We start from the raw sequence: 15152 nt of genomic DNA, 5'->3' as shown, positions 1-15152 counted from the left end.
GAAAGACCAACAGTTTAGCGCGTCAGGGGCGGGGCTGCCGGGTGGCGCCTGCGGTTGCCGTACCCCCATCTTCTGGTAGCGCCGGCCGCTGGCCGGCGAACTCACCGCCGGCATTCAGCCCCCGGGCGTATGCTGGACCCCTGTCCCGAGGAGCCGCCCATGCACATCGTGTACAAGGCCGACAATCTGTTCGACGCCCACCTGGTCAAGCACGCGCTGGAAGATGCCGGCATCCCGGCCTTCGTGTTCGGCGAGCAGCTGCTGGGGGGCATGGGCGAGCTGCCGCTGTTCGGCGTGCTGCGGGTCGGCATTCCGGACGTGGCACGGCCGCAGGCCGAGGAGATCATCGCCGCGCTGGACTTGGGCCAGGGCCCGTCCGACCCCATTTCAGACGCAGACGATTGGGCCGGACAACCGGCGTAGGAGCGCATCATGTTGGGAATCAGCCAGGGCATCCTCGGCATCGGGGCCTTCAAGCAGCGCCTGCCGCGCCCGGAAGAGGCACTGCCGGGCCGCGACCAGCCGCTGCCGCTGCACAGCAACCAGCACTTCGTGAACAGCCACCCGCTGAAGGACCGTTTCGCCGGCCTGCAGCAGGTCCGCTTCGCGCTGGGCTGCTTCTGGGGCGCCGAGCGCAAGTTCTGGAACGAGCCGGGCGTGTACAGCACCTCGGTCGGCTATGCCGGCGGCGTTACCCCGAACCCGACCTACGAAGAGGTCTGCTCGGGCCTGACCGGCCACACCGAGGTGGTGCAGGTGGTGTTCGATCCGGCGGTGGTGGGCCTGGAGCGGCTGCTGCAACTGTTCTGGGAAAGCCACGACCCGACCCAGGGCATGCGCCAGGGCAACGACACCGGCACCCAGTACCGTTCGGCGATCCACGCCACCGACGAGGCGCAATATGCCGCCGCGCTGGCCAGCCGCGAGGCCTACCAGGCGCAGCTGGACGCGGCCGGTTACGGGCCGATCACCACCGAGATCGTGTACCCGGCGCCGGAGTACTACTACGCCGAGGACTACCACCAGCAGTACCTGGCGAAGAACCCGAACGGCTACTGCGGTATTGGTGGCACCGGCGTGAGCTGCCCGATCGGGCTGGATGTGGAGGCGCCGCGCTGACGCGCGGAGGTCCGCCTGCGGCGGGCAGAAGCCAAAGCCTGGTAGAGCCGACTGCTAGTCGGCTGAAAGCCAAAGCGGCTCTGGGTTACTGATGGTTGGGCGGGACGGGGGCGGCTGGCAGGACACGCCGTAAACCCGTCCATGGGGGCTCGATGGCGCCATCCATGGCGCCAACGGTCCTGCCAGCCGCCCCCGTCCCACCCCTGACAGTTTCCTGGTGACGGTGGGCAAGAGCATTGGGTTACTGACGAACTGATGGAAAAGAAAAAGGACGCGGCCTTCGCCGCGTCCTTTTTCTTTGGTCCTGCAGTGCCGTTGTAGAGCGGAGCCATGCTCCGCTCCGAGCAAGCGCAGCGCGCGACCCGCTTCTGCTTTTCCTTCTTTCTTCCGTGGCGGGCGGCCACCGGAAACTGTCAGAGGGCGGGCGGGTTGGGTTCGCGGGAGTGTCCGCCGCATGGATGCGGCGGCCAAGCCTCCAGGGATGGATTCACGGCGTCTCCCGCGAACCCAACCCGCCCGACCCAGCGCGGCTTTTGCTCTTCGCGACCAACCGACCCGCCACGAGGGGCTCAGCCGTTCGCCGCAATCACAGTTCCGAACGGATCCGCTCGCGCAGCGCCTGCAGGTCCTTGGCGAACGCATCGATACCCGTCGCCAGCTTCTCGGTCGCCATCGGATCCGCCGCCAGATCCGCCGCGAATTTCGCCGCGTCGATCGGGGTCACGGCCACGCCGTCGGCCGCACCGGCCACCAGCTTGCGCGGCAGCTCGCCGTGGTCGGCGTCCAGCTTCTCCAGCAGGTCCGGCGAAATCGTCAGGCGGTCGCAGCCGGCCAGCGCTTCGATCTGCGCGGTCGAACGGAACGAAGCGCCCATCACCACCGTCGGCGAACCGCGGCGCTTGAATTCGGCATACACGCCGCGCACGAACTTCACGCCCGGGTCTTCGTCGATGTTGACCGGGGCCTGGCCGTTGGCCACGTACCAGTCCAGGATGCGGCCGACGAACGGCGAGATCAGGAACGCGCCGGCTTCGCTGCAGGCCAGGGCCTGGGTCGGGTTGAAGATCAGGGTCAGGTTGCAGTCGATGCCTTCGGCCTGCAGGATGCGCGCGGCTTCCACGCCTTCCCAGGTCGCGGCGATCTTGATCAGGATCTTCTCGCGCGGCACGCCGGCATCGGCGTACATCTGGATGAACTGGCGGGCCTTGGCCACGGTGGCGGCGGTGTCGTGGGCCTGGTCGGCATCCACTTCGGTGGACACGCGGCCCGGCACCAGGGTGCTCAGCAGCGCGCCGACGCCGATGGTCAGGCGGTCGGCCACGGCGTGCACCACCGCCTCGCGGTCGCCATCCTGCTGGCGGCCCCAGGCCAGTTCGCGTTCGATCAGCTCGGCATAGACCGGCAGGTCCAGGGCCTTCTTCACCAGGGTCGGGTTGGTGGTGCAATCCACCGGCTGCAGGCGCTTGATCGCGTCGTAGTCACCGGTATCGGCGACAACCACCGACAGTTCGCGCAGCTGGGACAGTTTGGACGGGGTACTCATTACGGCTCCTGGTGCAGGGAAATCGAATCGCGCGCGATGCGCAGCGGTAATCAGGGACGGTCGTTGTGGACCGCAGTCACGCGCAGGCGCAGCTTGCGGCCGCCGGGCGCGTTCCAGTCGATGCTCTGGCCGATGGCCAGGCCAAGCAGGGCGCTGCCGACCGGGGCCAGCACGGAAACCTTGCCTTCATCGACGTTGGCTTCGCGGGGGAAGACCAGGGTCAGGACATGCGTCTCGCCCGACACTTCATCTTCGCACTCCACGCGCGAATGCATCATGACGATGCCTTCGGGAATCTGGTCCGGCGCCAGCACGGTGGCCCGGTTGAGTTCTTCGGCAAGCGCGAGCGCGGCAGGCGTCTGGCTCAGCGCAGGCGAATCAAGCATGGCCTCGAGGCGGTCCATGTCGAAGGTCGACACAGTGATGGACGGCGGCAGGCCGCTGGCGGTGTTCATGGTGGTGCTCCTTGATTGAAAGCCATGCAAAAGGCGGCACCACCTGGCGCCGCCTGACTGTATTGTGGGGACAAATGCGGCCGGAATCGACTCCCGCCGCAGCGGCGGGCCGGTTCTCCCGGCTCAGCCGTTCAGCAGCGGGCCGGACACGTTCGGCGCTTCGCCGGCGGGCACGCCCTCGGCATCCAGGGTGAACAGGGCCTGCGGCAGGCGCTTGAACTGGTCGGCCAGCTCCAGCAGGAAGCCGTGCATGGCCGAGCTGCGCCGCCAGACCATGGCGATGCGCCGGCTCGGGCGTCCTTCGCCGGTGAAGTCGAGCAGGCGGATGTTGTTCGAGCGCGGCACCGGTGGCTGCACCGACAGGCTCGGCAGCAGGGTGATGCCCACGTCGGCAGCGACCATCTGCCGCAGTGTTTCCAGGCTGGTGGCGCGGAACTCGGATTTCTCGTTGGCACCGAACAGGCGGCACACTTCCAGCGCCTGGTCACGCAGGCAGTGGCCGTCTTCCAGCAGCAGCAGCTTCTGCGTGGCCAGCTCCTGCACGTCCAGGTGGTCGCGGCGGGCCAGCGGGTGGCGGCCGGATACGGCCAGCAGGAAGGGTTCCTCGAACAGGAATTCGGCATGCAGCTGATCGTCGATGACCGGCAACGCCAGCAGCGCGGCGTCCAGCTTGCCCTCGCGCAGGCGTTCCAGCAGCACGTCGCTCTTTTCCTCGACCAGCAGCAGTTCCAGTTCGGGGAAGCGGTCGCGGATGCGCGGGATGACATGCGGCAGCAGGTACGGGCCCAGGGTCGGGAAGATCCCCAGGCGCACCGTACCGGCTTCCGGATCGCGGCTGCGTCGCGCCGCTTCCTTCAGTTGTTCCACTTCGGACACGATCACCCGTGCACGCATCGCCGCTTCCTGCCCGGCGGGGGTCAGCATCACCTTGCGTGGTGCGCGTTCCACCAGCGGCACGCCCAGCTCTTCTTCCAGCTTGCGGATCTGGGTGGACAGCGTGGGCTGGCTGACGAAACAGGATGCGGCGGCCCGGCCGAAGTGCTTGTGATCGGCCAGGGCCACCAGGTATTTCAGATCGCGAAGGTTCATCCTCAGACCCCAGGGGTAACGGACCGGCTTACCCAGCAGGCAATGGTGCCCCCGATGACCTGGGAACGCGTGATCAGGCCGCCTCGGCCACTGCGCCGCTGCCCTTGGTCACGGACGAACGGATCAGGTGGTCGAAGGCGCTCAGTGCCGCGGTGGAGCCGGCGCCCATGGCGATGATGATCTGCTTGTAGGGTACCGTGGTGCAATCGCCTGCGGCGAACACGCCCGGCAGGTTGGTCTGCCCGCGGTCATCAATGACGATCTCGCCGCGCGGCGACAGTGCCACGGTGTCCTTCAGCCACTCGGTGTTGGGCAGCAGGCCGATCTGCACGAAGATGCCTTCCAGTTCCACCCGGTGCGCGTCGCCGCCGACGCGATCCTTGTAGACCAGGCCGGTGACGCGGCTGCCATCGCCGAGCACTTCGGTGGTCTGCGCGCTGGTCAGCACGGTCACGTTGCCCAGGCTGCGCAGCTTCTTCTGCAGCACTTCATCGGCGCGCAGGCTGGAATCGAACTCCAGCAAGGTGACATGCGACACGATGCCGGCAAGGTCGATGGCCGCTTCCACGCCGGAGTTGCCGCCGCCGATCACCGCCACGCGCTTGCCCTTGAACAGCGGGCCATCGCAGTGCGGGCAGTAGGCCACGCCCTTGTTGCGGTACTGGTCTTCGCCCGGCACGTTCATCTGCCGCCAGCGTGCGCCGGTGGACAGGATGACCGAGCGCGACTTCAGCACCGCACCGTTTTCCAGCTGCACCTGCACCAGGCCGTCTTCGCCGGCCGGCACCAGTGCGCTGGCGCGCTGCAGGTCCATGATGTCCACCTCGTACTCGCGCACGTGCTGCTCCAGCGCGGTGGCCAGCTTCGGGCCCTCGGTTTCCTTCACCGAGATGAAGTTCTCGATGGCCATGGTGTCCAGCACCTGGCCACCGAAACGCTCGGCGGCGATGCCGGTGCGGATGCCCTTGCGCGCGGCGTAGATTGCGGCCGCAGCGCCGGCCGGGCCACCGCCGACCACCAGCACGTCGAAGGCGTCCTTGGCGGCGATCTTCTCCGCTTCGCGCTTGCCGGCGTTGGTGTCCAGCTTGGCCACGATCTGCTCGAGGGTCATGCGGCCCTGGTCGAACACTTCACCGTTGAGGTACACGGTGGGCACGGACATGATCTCGCGCTTCTCCACTTCGTCCTGGAACAGCGCGCCGTCGATGGCCACGTGCTGGATGCGCGGGTTGAGCACGGCGGCCAGATTCAGCGCCTGCACCACGTCGGGGCAGTTCTGGCAGGACAGCGAGAAGTAGGTTTCGAAGCGATAGTCGCCTTCCAGATTCTGCACCTGCTCGATCAGCTCGGCGGTGGCCTTGGAGGGGTGGCCGCCCACCTGCAGCAGGGCCAGCACCAGCGAGGTGAATTCGTGGCCCATCGGCAGGCCGGCGAAGGTCAGGTGGATGTCCTGGCCCGGGGTGCCCAGGTCGAAGGACGGCACGCGGCCCTGGCCGTCGCGCAGGACCTGCAGCGAGATCTTGTCCGACAGGCTTTCCAGGGTCTGCAGCAGTTCCAGCATTTCCTGCGACTTGGCACCGTCATCGGCGTGCGCGGTGATCTGGATCGGGCGGGTCACGCGCTCCAGATAGGTCTTCAGCTGCGACTGCAGGTTGGCGTCCAACATGGTCTTCTCCTGGCTTCAGGCAAACAGGGGGCGTGGCACCGCTGCAAAAGGTAGCGGACCAGCGAGGGGGTAGGGGTGAACCCAAGGCAGCAGAGACAGCTGTGGAAGGGGCTGGCGAGCGGCGGCTTGCTTGCTCGGCTGTCTTGGGTTCACCCCCACGCCGGCGGGGGGACCGGCACGGGGATGAGGGGCGCGCCGCGGCGTGGGGCCGCGGCAGGCCGGTACTGCTTTAGATCTTGCCGACCAGGTCCAGCGACGGGGTCAGGGTCTTCTCGCCTTCCTTCCACTTGGCCGGGCAGACCTGGTTCGGGTTGGCGGCGGTGAACTGGGCAGCCTTCAGCTTGCGCAGGGTCTCGGACACGTCACGGGCGATCTCGTTGGAGTGGATCTCCAGGGTCTTGATCACGCCTTCCGGGTTGATGATGAAGGTGCCGCGCAGGGCCAGGCCTTCTTCTTCAATGTGCACGCCGAAGGCGCGGGTCAGCTTGTGGGTCGGGTCGCCGACCAGCGGGAACTGGGCCTTGCCGACGGCCGGCGAGGTTTCGTGCCACACCTTGTGCGAGAAGTGCGTGTCGGTGGTGACGATGTAGACCTCGGCACCGGCCTTCTTGAACTCGGCGTAGTGCTCGGCGGCGTCTTCGATCTCGGTCGGGCAGTTGAAGGTGAAGGCGGCCGGCATGAAGATCAGGACGGACCACTGGCCCTTCAGGCTGGCATCGGAAACCTTGATGAACTCGCCGTTGTGGTAGGCGTTGGCTTCGAACGGCTGGATCTGGGTGTTGATGAGGGACATCGTTTTTCCTCTGGGTGAAGGGGAGTGGGTGAATCGACAGGAGCTAGGTTACCGATTCATTGTCGATAAGAACAATGCATTGATTTCATCTATTCGATAGATGGAGTCTATTGAAATGCGATGAGCCTGCCATGAATTCGGTCGCCCCCATCATGCAAGTCGTTGGATGACAAGGAAAATCGCTGCGGGCCGTGAAGATGGCCCGATAGCCCCTCCTTATACCGTCAAGGTGAACCTGAATGGATTCCCGCTTTTGTAGAGCCGAGCCCATGCTCGGCTGCCTCTGCAGAAGCCGAGCATGGGCCCGGCTCTACAATTACCGGATGTCCATTCAATCCGAACCCTCCCTGCGCCAGGCCGTGGCCGACGCCAGCGCCCGCCTGGGCGGCCTCGACGCCCGTCACGAGGCCGAACTGCTGCTGCTGCACGTGCTGCAGCGACCGCGCAGCTGGCTGTTCGCGCACGCCACCGATCCGCTGCCCGCCAGCGATCTGGCCGCCTTCGAAACCCTGCTGGCGCGCCGCGTGGCCGGCGAACCGGTGGCCTACCTGACCGGCCGCCGCGGCTTCTGGACGCTGGACCTGGACGTCGACCCCTCCACCCTGATTCCACGCCCGGAAACCGAGCTGCTGGTGGAACTGGCGCTGGAACGCCTGCCGCTGGAGCGCGACCTGCAGGTGGCCGACCTCGGCACCGGCAGCGGCGCGATCGCCCTGGCCCTGGCCAGCGAACGCCCGCAGGCCCAGGTATTGGCCACCGATGCCAGCGCGGGCGCCTTGGCAATGGCCGCGCGCAATGCCGACCGCCATGAACTGGGCAACGTCCGCTTCGCCGAGGGCGGGCACGACTGGTACGCGCCGCTGCAGGGCCAGCGCTTCGACCTGATTGCCAGCAACCCGCCGTACATCGCCAGCGATGACCCGCACCTGCAGCAGGGCGACCTGCGCTTCGAGCCGGCCACCGCGCTGGCTTCGGGCGCCGATGGGCTGGATGACATCCGCCGCATCGTCGCCGGGGGGCAGGCCCACCTGTTGCCCGGTGGCTGGTTGCTGATCGAGCACGGCTGGGACCAGGGCGAGGCGGTCCGCGCGCTGTTCGAACAGGCCGGCTACGTGCAGGTGCAGACCGCACGGGACCTGGAGCAGCGCGACCGCATCACCCTGGGCCAGCGCCCGGCCTAGAATGGAGGTTCTCCTGCCTCGGCAGGGCATCACCCTGGAGCTGCAAGCATGCGTACGCTGTATCCCGCCATCATCCCCTACGACGTCGGCACCCTGCAGGTGGACGACCGCCACACGCTGTACTTCGAACAGTGCGGCAACCCGGACGGCAAGCCGGTGGTGATGCTGCACGGTGGCCCGGGTGGCGGCTGCAGCGACAAGATGCGCCAGTTCCACGACCCGTCCAAGTACCGCATCATCCTGTTCGACCAGCGTGGCGCCGGCCGTTCCACCCCGCACGCCGACCTGGTCGACAACACCACCTGGGACCTCGTTGCCGATATCGAGAAGCTGCGCGAGCACCTGAAGGTGGACCGCTGGCAGGTGTTCGGTGGCAGCTGGGGTTCGACCCTGGCCCTGGCCTATGCCGAAACGCATCCGCAGCGCGTGACCGAGCTGGTCCTGCGCGGCATCTTCATGCTGCGCCGCTGGGAACTGGAATGGTTCTACCAGGAAGGCGCCAACCGCCTGTTCCCCGATGCGTGGGAGCACTACCTGAAGCCGATCCCGGCCGTGGAGCGCCACGACCTGATCTCGGCCTTCCACCGCCGCCTGACCAGCGAAGACGAAACCACCCGCCTGGACGCGGCCAAGGCGTGGGCGGTGTGGGAAGGCGCGACCAGCTTCCTGCACGTGGATGACGACTTCATCAACAGCCACGAAGACCCGCACTTCGCGCTGGCGTTCGCCCGCATCGAGAACCACTACTTCGTCAACGGTGGCTTCTTCGAAGTGGAAGACCAGCTGCTGCGCGACGCGCACCGCATTGCCGACATCCCCGGCGTGATCGTGCATGGCCGCTACGACGTGGTCTGCCCGCTGGCCAACGCCTGGGACCTGACCAAGGCCTGGCCGAAGGCGAAGCTGGAAATCACCCCGGCCTCGGGCCACTCGGCGTTTGAAGCGGAGAACGTGGACGCGCTGGTGCGCGCCACCGATGGTTTTGCCTGATCGGTAATGCCGGCCGCTGGCCGGCAACGCCCTACTGGTAGCGCCGGGCCATGCCCGGCGGAATTCCGTTCCGCCGCCGCGATGCGGCTCGCCGGGCATGGCCCGGCGCTACCGCGAAGCCGACCCCATCCACGCATGGCGTGGATCTACTGCAGCCTGGTAGTGCCGGCCGCTGGCCGGCAACGCCTCGCCGGTAGCGCCGGGCCGACCCCATCCACGCATGGCGTGGATCTACCAGTCTCCGGCCAACAGCGCGTCGGCCAGCACCTGCAGCTTCGGCGAATGCTGCCGCGACGGCGGATAGATCAGCGACAAGGCGCGGCTGCGGCCCTCATACGGCTGCAGCACGTGCTGCAGGCGGCCGTCGGCCAACGCATCGGCCACGGCGAAATCCATCACCTGCACGATGCCGATGCCGGCGATGGCCGCTTCCACCAGCGGGTCGCCGCTGTCGAACACCATCCGCGTGGGCGGCGTGAAATCGCGCAGGTGGCCTTCCTGCAGGAACTGCCAGTCAACCACGCGCCCGCTGCGCAGGTTGCGCACCGCCAGGCAGGCATGGTCATGCAGCGCGGCGATGTCGGCCGGCGTGCCACAGCGGGCCAGATAGGCCGGGCTGGCCACGGTCACCCAGCGCAGCGGCCGCAGCGGCCGCGCCACGATGCGCTGGTCGGCGATGACGCCGGTGCGCAGCGCTGCATCGAAGCCTTCCTCGACCAGGTCGACCAGGCGGTCACTGAGCACGGCCTCCACCTGCAGCTGCGGATGCTGCTGCAGCAACGGCCCCAGCAGCGGCACCAGCACCTTGCGCCCGAACATCGACGGCGCACTGATCTTCAGCGTTCCCGAAGGCGTGCACGGGCGATCGGCCAGCTGGCGCTCGGCATCCTCGAAGCCGCACAGCAGCGGCGCCACCTGGTCGACGAACTGGCGCCCATCCGGGGTCAGCGCCACGTTGCGGGTGTTCCGCTGCAGCAGCTTCACCCCCAGCGTGGCCTCCAGCCGGCTGATCGCGCGCGACAGCCCGGACTGGCTCAGCCCCAGCTGCCCGGCGGCCACGGTGAAGCTGCGTGCCTCGGCCACCTGCACCAGCATGCGCACGGCATTGAGGTCCAATGACGATCCATTCATGCCGAAAATCATGACAGATATAGGCGTGCGGGGGTTTATTGATGGCGCCGCATCAATGAGACTGCGCCCCCCCACCGATCCACCGCCGCCGATGCCCCCACTCAAGTACCCGCGCTGGGCGCTGACCCTGCTGGCCACCGCCCAGCTGATCATCGCCCTGGACGCCACCATCATCTTCGTCGCCCTGCATGACATGGGCCGCGCGCTGCAGATCAATGCGCAGCAGCTGCAGTGGGTGGTCAGCGCCTACACCGTCGCCTTCGGCGGCAGCCTGCTGCTGGGCGGCCGCGCCGCCGACCTGATCGGGCGCCGCCGCTTCTACCGGCTGGGCATGCTGCTGTTCGCACTGGCCTCGCTGCTGGGCGCGCTGGCGCCGAACGCCACCCTGCTGATCATCGCGCGCGCGGCGCAGGGCATCGGTGCCGCACTGCTGTTCCCGGCCACGCTGGCCCTGATCAACACGCTGTATGCCGAAGGCCCCGTGCGCAACCGCGCGCTGGCGATCTGGAGCATGGCCAGCGCGGTCGGCCTGGCGCTGGGCACCCTGCTCGGTGGTGTGCTGACCCAGGCGTTCGGCTGGCCGGCCGTGCTGGCGGTGATCGTGCCGCTGGCCACCGCCTGCGCCGTTGCCGCCGGTGCATGGCTGCCTGCCGATGGCCCGCGCGCGCAGGGTCGCTTGTTCGATCTGGCCGGCTGCATCACCGTCACCCTCGGCGGCAGCCTGCTGGTGACCACCCTGGTGCAGGGACCGGAGTGGGGCTGGACCGCGCCGGCAACGCTGGGGTGCCTGCTGCTGTCGGCGCTGCTGCTCGTTGCTTTCGTGCAGATCGAGCAGCGCAGCCGCGACCCGCTGATGCAGTTCGCGCTGCTGCGCCTGCCCGGCCTGCGTGCCGCGCTCGGCCTCACCTTCGCCTTCATGAGCAGCTATGGCGTGCAGTACTACTTCATGGCGCTGTATTTCCAGGACGGCTACGGCTGGAGCCCGCTGCAGGCCGGCCTGGCGTTCCTGCCGGCCACGGCGGTCTGCACCGTGGGCATCCAGCTGGCCGAGTGGGCGCTGAAGCGCTGGAGCGCACGCAAGGTTCTGGTGCTCGGCCAGCTGGCTGGTGCCGTCGGCATCGCCTGGGGGGCCGCAACCCTGCCGTACGCCTCGAACTTCTGGCCGCTGTTGCCGGGCGTGGTGGTGCTGAGCATCGGCCAGGGCATGACCTGGACGTCGATGTGGATCGTGGCCGGGCAGGGCGTGCCGGCCGCGCAGCAGGGTGTCGCATCTGGCATGGCGGCTACCGCGCAACAGATCGGTGGGGCGCTGGGGCTTGCGGTGCTGGTGATGGTGGCCAATGCCGGCGCTGGTGCTCCGGGTTCGCCCAGTGCGCTGGCCGGGCTGGTGCGTGCCGAGTACGGCGCCGCGCTGTTCGCCCTGTTCGGCGTAGTCATCGCGCTGGGCCTGCGCCCGGCAGCGGTAGACTGCGGTTCCCTCGATGGCCAGGCCAACAGCGCATGATCGAACTGCTCGACCTGCAACCGACCCTGCACGCGTTCGCTGCCTGCAACGACAACCATGGCGTGTACGAGTCCTTCGGCTGGGTGCATGCCACCGACGGCGAGCCGATGCAGGCGCGCTTCTGGTTGCCGCCCGATGAGGACACCGCCTTTGATGACGACGGCGAGGTGCCGGCCGAGGCGCGCGCGCTTGGGCTGCGCGAGTATCTCGAACCTGGCAACTTTGCGGGTGTGCTTTTTGTACAGAAGCGCCAGCGTCCGCTATCCACTGTGGAGGAGTACGCAAAGGCCTTGGAGCACTACTGCGAGCACGACGCGTTCCTGGAAGTCGAAGGTGTCGACGAAGCGTTGGGGGAAGCTACGGCGGCTGACCGACTGGCCGCGCGCTATGCCGGGGTAGGCGCGGACATCTTTACGTCGTTCGACCTGTGGCTGCTGGCGTGCGCGGATGAGCAGCTGAAGGCCACCGCGCAGGCCGTGGCGCACCTGCACGAGGTGTCGGTGGGTGAAGCGCTGGCACGCTGCCGTGCGTTGCCGCTGCTGCTGGGCGAAGCCCTGGATCGCAGCCGCGCGCAGGCCATCAAGGATCAGTTCGAAGCCATCGGCGCGGCCGTGCAGGTGCACGGGTTCAAGCCGTTCCCGTGGATGGACGCGCCCGTGTTGCGTTGATGACGATTACCCCGCCGCCAGCAACCCCGGCTGCAACGCGCTGAAAATCCGCGCCAGGCGCTCGGCCCAGGCCTGCTGCCCGGCCACATCGGCAATCAGGTCCTGGCGGATCTCCAGTTCCACATGCACCAGGCCACGGCCTTCGCCATGCACCGGCACCGCGTAGTCGCTGGTGCTGCTGACCGAATACGGCTCGTTGTCGCCCACCACCAGATCGCCCTCATGGCGCAGCGCCTGCAGCAGCGCCTGCGCGAAGCGGGTGTCCTGGTGGTACAGCACGCCGGCGTGCCACGGCCGCGGCGTGCCGTTCATCGCCGGGGTGAAGCTGTGCATCATCACCAGCAGGGTGGGGCGGCCGCCATCGCGGCGCGCGTCCAGTTCGGCATCGATGCGCGCATGGTAGGGCGCATGGATGGCGTCGATGCGCTGCTGCCGCTGTGCCGCCGACAGTCCGGCGTTGCCCGGCACCACGGTGTGGTCACTTACTTCCGGGATCAGCGTGGGCGAGGCCAGCGGCCGGTTGCAGTCGATCAGCAACCGCGAATAGGTCTGTTCGATCGCCCAGGCATCCAGCAGCCCAGCCAGCGCGCGGGTGGTGCCGGCGATGCCGATGTCCCAGCCGATGTGGCGGTCCAGTTCTGCCTGCGGCAGGCCCAGGCCGTTCAATGCGCGCGGCACCTGCTGGCCGGCATGGTCGGCCAGCAGCAGGAACGGTGATGCGCCCTGCGCGCGGTGGATCGTGTAGATCGCAGGATCGTCGGCGCCCAGCAGGGCCGGCACTGCATGCAGGCCGGCATCAGCCACGCGGGCGCCCATCCAGGTGATGCTCGATCATCCACAGGCCGGCCCAGAGCTTGGCGTCCAGCGCGTAGCCTTCGCCCATCTTCTGCACCAGCCAGGCGGCAGCCTGTGCACGCGGAATCTCATGCACGGTGATGTCTTCGCTGTCATCGCCGCCGCCTTCGCCGATGCGGCGCAGGCCGGTGGCGCGGACGAAGGCGATCTGCTCGCTGCTGGCGCCGGAAGATGTCGGGCCGATCATCAGCACTTCGGCGTGCTCGGCGGTCCAGCCGGTTTCTTCTTCCAGCTCGCGCACGGCCGAGACCTCGATGGACTCGCCCGCGTTGATGTCACCGACCAGGCCGGCCGGCATCTCGATGGTCGCCGACTGCAGCGGCACGCGGAACTGCTCGACGAACAGCACGTTGTCCTCGGGGGTGACGGCGATGATGATCGCCGCCAGGCCGCCGGCATGGGTGCGCTCGCTGTATTCCCAGCTGCCGCGCACGACCATGCGCTGGTATTTGCCTTCGTAGACGACGCGCGGGGCTTCGGTGTTTCTCTGGCTCATGCGGGCTCGCTGGAGGAGGGAAGGGGATTGTCTGGGCCGGGCGCAGTGGCCGAACCGGGATCGTTGACGCCGGCGGCGCTGAACAGGCGGCGGCGCGTCAGCGGGCCGAAACGCAGCGCCTGGCACAGGCCGCCCAGCAGTTCGGGGTCGGCCGGCTGGCGCAGCAGGCCGGGCTGGCTGCCTTCCAGCGGCGCATCCAGCGCGATGGTGGTCAGCTGCCGCCAGAGCTGGGCGTGATCGCGCTGCTCGCGCAGGCGCACGGCCATCTGTGCGGCACCGCGCAGGCGCAGGAAGGGCACTTCGTCCAGGCGTTCGTACAACGCGTCCATGCTGCCGAAATGGGCCAGCAGTACCGCGGCCGATTTGGCGCCGACGCCGCTGATCCCGGGAATGTTGTCCACCGCATCGCCACACAGCGCCAGGTAATCGGCGATCTGGTGCGCGTGCACGCCGTGCCGCGCCTTCACCCCGGCCACGTCCCAGCGCTGGTTGCGTGCGTAGTCCCACTGTTCGTCGTGGTCCAGCAGCAGCTGCGACAGGTCCTTGTCGGCGGAAATGATCAGCCCGCGATGGCTGTGCCGGTGCTGGTGAAGGGCACTGCCGATCAGGTCGTCGGCCTCGTAGTCATGGTGCGCCAGCACCACCAGGCCCAGCGCCGCGCACAGCGCCTTGCAGTGCACGAACTGGCGCTTCAGCGCCTCCGGCGCCGGGTCGCGGTTGGCCTTGTAGGCCGCGTACAGGCGGTGGCGGAAACCGCTGTCCAGCGCCTCGTCGAAGGCGATGGCGATGTGCCGGGGGCGCTCGCGCTCGAGCAGGTCGAGCAGGAAACGGGCGAACCCGTGCACGGCATTGGTCGGCCAGCCCTGGCTGTCCTGGAACTCGTCCGGCAGCGAATGCCAGGCGCGGAACACATAGATGCTGGCATCCACCAGGTACAGCGGCGGCGGCAGCGGTACGGCATTCACGGCGCTCACTGGCCGGTCCAGTCCTGCAGCAGCGCCGCGGCATCGGGGCGCTCGCGCTCGGGTACCTCGGCCTTCGGCGTACCGATATGGATGAAGCCGGCGATGCCTTCACCCTCGACCAGGCCCAGGTGGGCATGCACGGCGGGGTCGAAGGCCATCCACGCGGTCAGCCACTGCGCGCCGAAGCCCAGCGCCTGGGCGGCCTGCAGCAGGGCGAAGCAGACGCAGCCGGCGGTCATCAGCTGTTCCTCCCCGGGCACCTTCGGGTCCGGGCGCGGGCTGGCCACCACCACGATCACCAGGGGGGCGTGGCTGAAGCGCTGGCGGTCCTTCTCCAGGACCGCCTCGCCGGCCTGCGGATCGCGCTGGCGGCTGCGTTCGACCAGGAAGTCACCCAGCGCGTGGCGGGCATCGCCGGCGATCTTCAGGAAGCGGAACGGGACGCGCTTGCCGTGGTCGGGCACGCGGACGGCCGACTGCAGCATGCGCAGCAGGGTGGCCGGGTCCGGGCCGGGCTCGCCCAGCTGCCGCGAGGGCACCGAACGGCGGGCGTCGAGGGCGAGCAGGGCAGCGGGGTCGGGCATGGAGTCTGAACCGGTCATCACGGGCTGAAGATTATAGTCGGGGCGGTTGGTGACGCTGTCTGCGTCGTGTTTGCCCTCTGAATATCAAACTGTGATGAACGTCATGCCACTGC

Annotated in this window: 16 protein-coding genes; 6 read left to right on the top strand and 10 right to left on the bottom strand. The window is 68.1% G+C overall.

From position 1 onward, the window contains the following. The first annotated feature begins 159 nt into the window (after window positions 1–159). A complete protein-coding gene (locus tag AC3WL7_RS08040) occupies window positions 160–423 on the top strand; it encodes a putative signal transducing protein (RefSeq protein WP_079220701.1) in 264 nt (87 codons plus the stop codon). A gap of 30 nt (window positions 424–453) precedes the next feature. Continuing rightward, the gene (gene msrA / locus AC3WL7_RS08035) at window positions 454–1119 is read left to right on the top strand and encodes a peptide-methionine (S)-S-oxide reductase MsrA (protein ID WP_108747765.1); all 666 of its coding nucleotides are present in this window, start codon (window positions 454–456) and stop codon (window positions 1117–1119) included. Between the two features lie 586 nt (window positions 1120–1705). Here the strand turns inward: msrA and AC3WL7_RS08030 are convergent. The 5 genes from AC3WL7_RS08030 to ahpC all read right to left on the bottom strand — a co-directional run bounded on the left by AC3WL7_RS08030 (window position 1706) and on the right by ahpC (window position 6665). Next, window positions 1706–2662, bottom strand: a complete 957-nt coding sequence (locus AC3WL7_RS08030; RefSeq protein WP_492749932.1) for a transaldolase — start codon at window positions 2660–2662, stop codon at window positions 1706–1708. 50 nt (window positions 2663–2712) lie between these two features. Next, entirely contained in the window at window positions 2713–3117 is a 405-nt protein-coding gene (gene rnk, locus AC3WL7_RS08025; RefSeq protein WP_079220704.1) for a nucleoside diphosphate kinase regulator, read from the bottom strand. A 123-nt stretch (window positions 3118–3240) separates the two neighbouring features. After that, a complete protein-coding gene (locus tag AC3WL7_RS08020; RefSeq protein ID WP_079220705.1) occupies window positions 3241–4206 on the bottom strand; it encodes a LysR substrate-binding domain-containing protein in 966 nt (321 codons plus the stop codon). Window positions 4207–4279: 73 nt separating this feature from the next. Next, window positions 4280–5872: an alkyl hydroperoxide reductase subunit F gene (ahpF, locus tag AC3WL7_RS08015; protein ID WP_079220706.1), complete on the bottom strand. Its 1593-nt coding sequence runs from the start codon at window positions 5870–5872 to the stop codon at window positions 4280–4282. 229 nt (window positions 5873–6101) lie between these two features. After that, window positions 6102–6665 (bottom strand): alkyl hydroperoxide reductase subunit C, encoded by a 564-nt coding sequence (gene ahpC, locus AC3WL7_RS08010; RefSeq protein WP_079220707.1) that lies wholly within the window; start codon window positions 6663–6665, stop codon window positions 6102–6104. A 323-nt stretch (window positions 6666–6988) separates the two neighbouring features. Between ahpC and prmC the strand changes: the two genes are divergently transcribed. Both prmC and pip read left to right on the top strand, forming a co-directional pair. Then, window positions 6989–7846, top strand: a complete 858-nt coding sequence (prmC, locus tag AC3WL7_RS08005; RefSeq protein ID WP_492749931.1) for a peptide chain release factor N(5)-glutamine methyltransferase — start codon at window positions 6989–6991, stop codon at window positions 7844–7846. 48 nt (window positions 7847–7894) lie between these two features. Further along, window positions 7895–8836 (top strand): prolyl aminopeptidase, encoded by a 942-nt coding sequence (pip, locus tag AC3WL7_RS08000; protein ID WP_492749930.1) that lies wholly within the window; start codon window positions 7895–7897, stop codon window positions 8834–8836. A gap of 231 nt (window positions 8837–9067) precedes the next feature. Here pip and AC3WL7_RS07995 read toward each other — a convergent pair whose 3' ends face one another. Beyond that, the gene (locus AC3WL7_RS07995; RefSeq protein WP_492749929.1) at window positions 9068–9967 is read right to left on the bottom strand and encodes a LysR family transcriptional regulator; all 900 of its coding nucleotides are present in this window, start codon (window positions 9965–9967) and stop codon (window positions 9068–9070) included. Between the two features lie 91 nt (window positions 9968–10058). Here AC3WL7_RS07995 and AC3WL7_RS07990 point away from each other — a divergent pair, with 91 nt between their 5' ends. Both AC3WL7_RS07990 and AC3WL7_RS07985 read left to right on the top strand, forming a co-directional pair. Continuing rightward, on the top strand, window positions 10059–11471 hold the full coding sequence (locus AC3WL7_RS07990) for an MFS transporter (RefSeq protein ID WP_492749991.1): 1413 nt from the start codon (window positions 10059–10061) through the stop codon (window positions 11469–11471). Then, window positions 11468–12139, top strand: a complete 672-nt coding sequence (locus AC3WL7_RS07985; protein WP_492749928.1) for a DUF7716 domain-containing protein — start codon at window positions 11468–11470, stop codon at window positions 12137–12139. Before AC3WL7_RS07990 ends, AC3WL7_RS07985 begins: the two co-directional genes overlap by 4 nt. A 6-nt stretch (window positions 12140–12145) precedes the next feature. On the opposite strand, the gene AC3WL7_RS07980 is transcribed toward AC3WL7_RS07985, so the two are convergent. From AC3WL7_RS07980 to AC3WL7_RS07965, 4 genes are read right to left on the bottom strand one after another with little or no spacing between them, the layout of a single operon-like run. Further along, window positions 12146–12943: an N-formylglutamate amidohydrolase gene (locus AC3WL7_RS07980; protein WP_492749927.1), complete on the bottom strand. Its 798-nt coding sequence runs from the start codon at window positions 12941–12943 to the stop codon at window positions 12146–12148. Beyond that, window positions 12936–13490, bottom strand: a complete 555-nt coding sequence (locus tag AC3WL7_RS07975) for an NUDIX hydrolase (protein WP_079220713.1) — start codon at window positions 13488–13490, stop codon at window positions 12936–12938. Before AC3WL7_RS07975 ends, AC3WL7_RS07980 begins: the two co-directional genes overlap by 8 nt. Beyond that, complete coding sequence (locus AC3WL7_RS07970; RefSeq protein WP_312738390.1) at window positions 13487–14476, bottom strand: 5'-3' exonuclease; 990 nt, start codon at window positions 14474–14476, stop codon at window positions 13487–13489. Before AC3WL7_RS07970 ends, AC3WL7_RS07975 begins: the two co-directional genes overlap by 4 nt. Then, a complete protein-coding gene (locus AC3WL7_RS07965; protein WP_492749926.1) occupies window positions 14461–15039 on the bottom strand; it encodes a nitroreductase family protein in 579 nt (192 codons plus the stop codon). Before AC3WL7_RS07965 ends, AC3WL7_RS07970 begins: the two co-directional genes overlap by 16 nt. Window positions 15040–15152 lie beyond the last annotated feature (113 nt).

Source organism: Stenotrophomonas sp. FW305-3-2-15-E-LB1, assembly GCF_058787375.1.
Note: the sequence above shows the minus strand (reverse complement) of the source record. Positions and strands in the feature narration are given on the sequence as shown.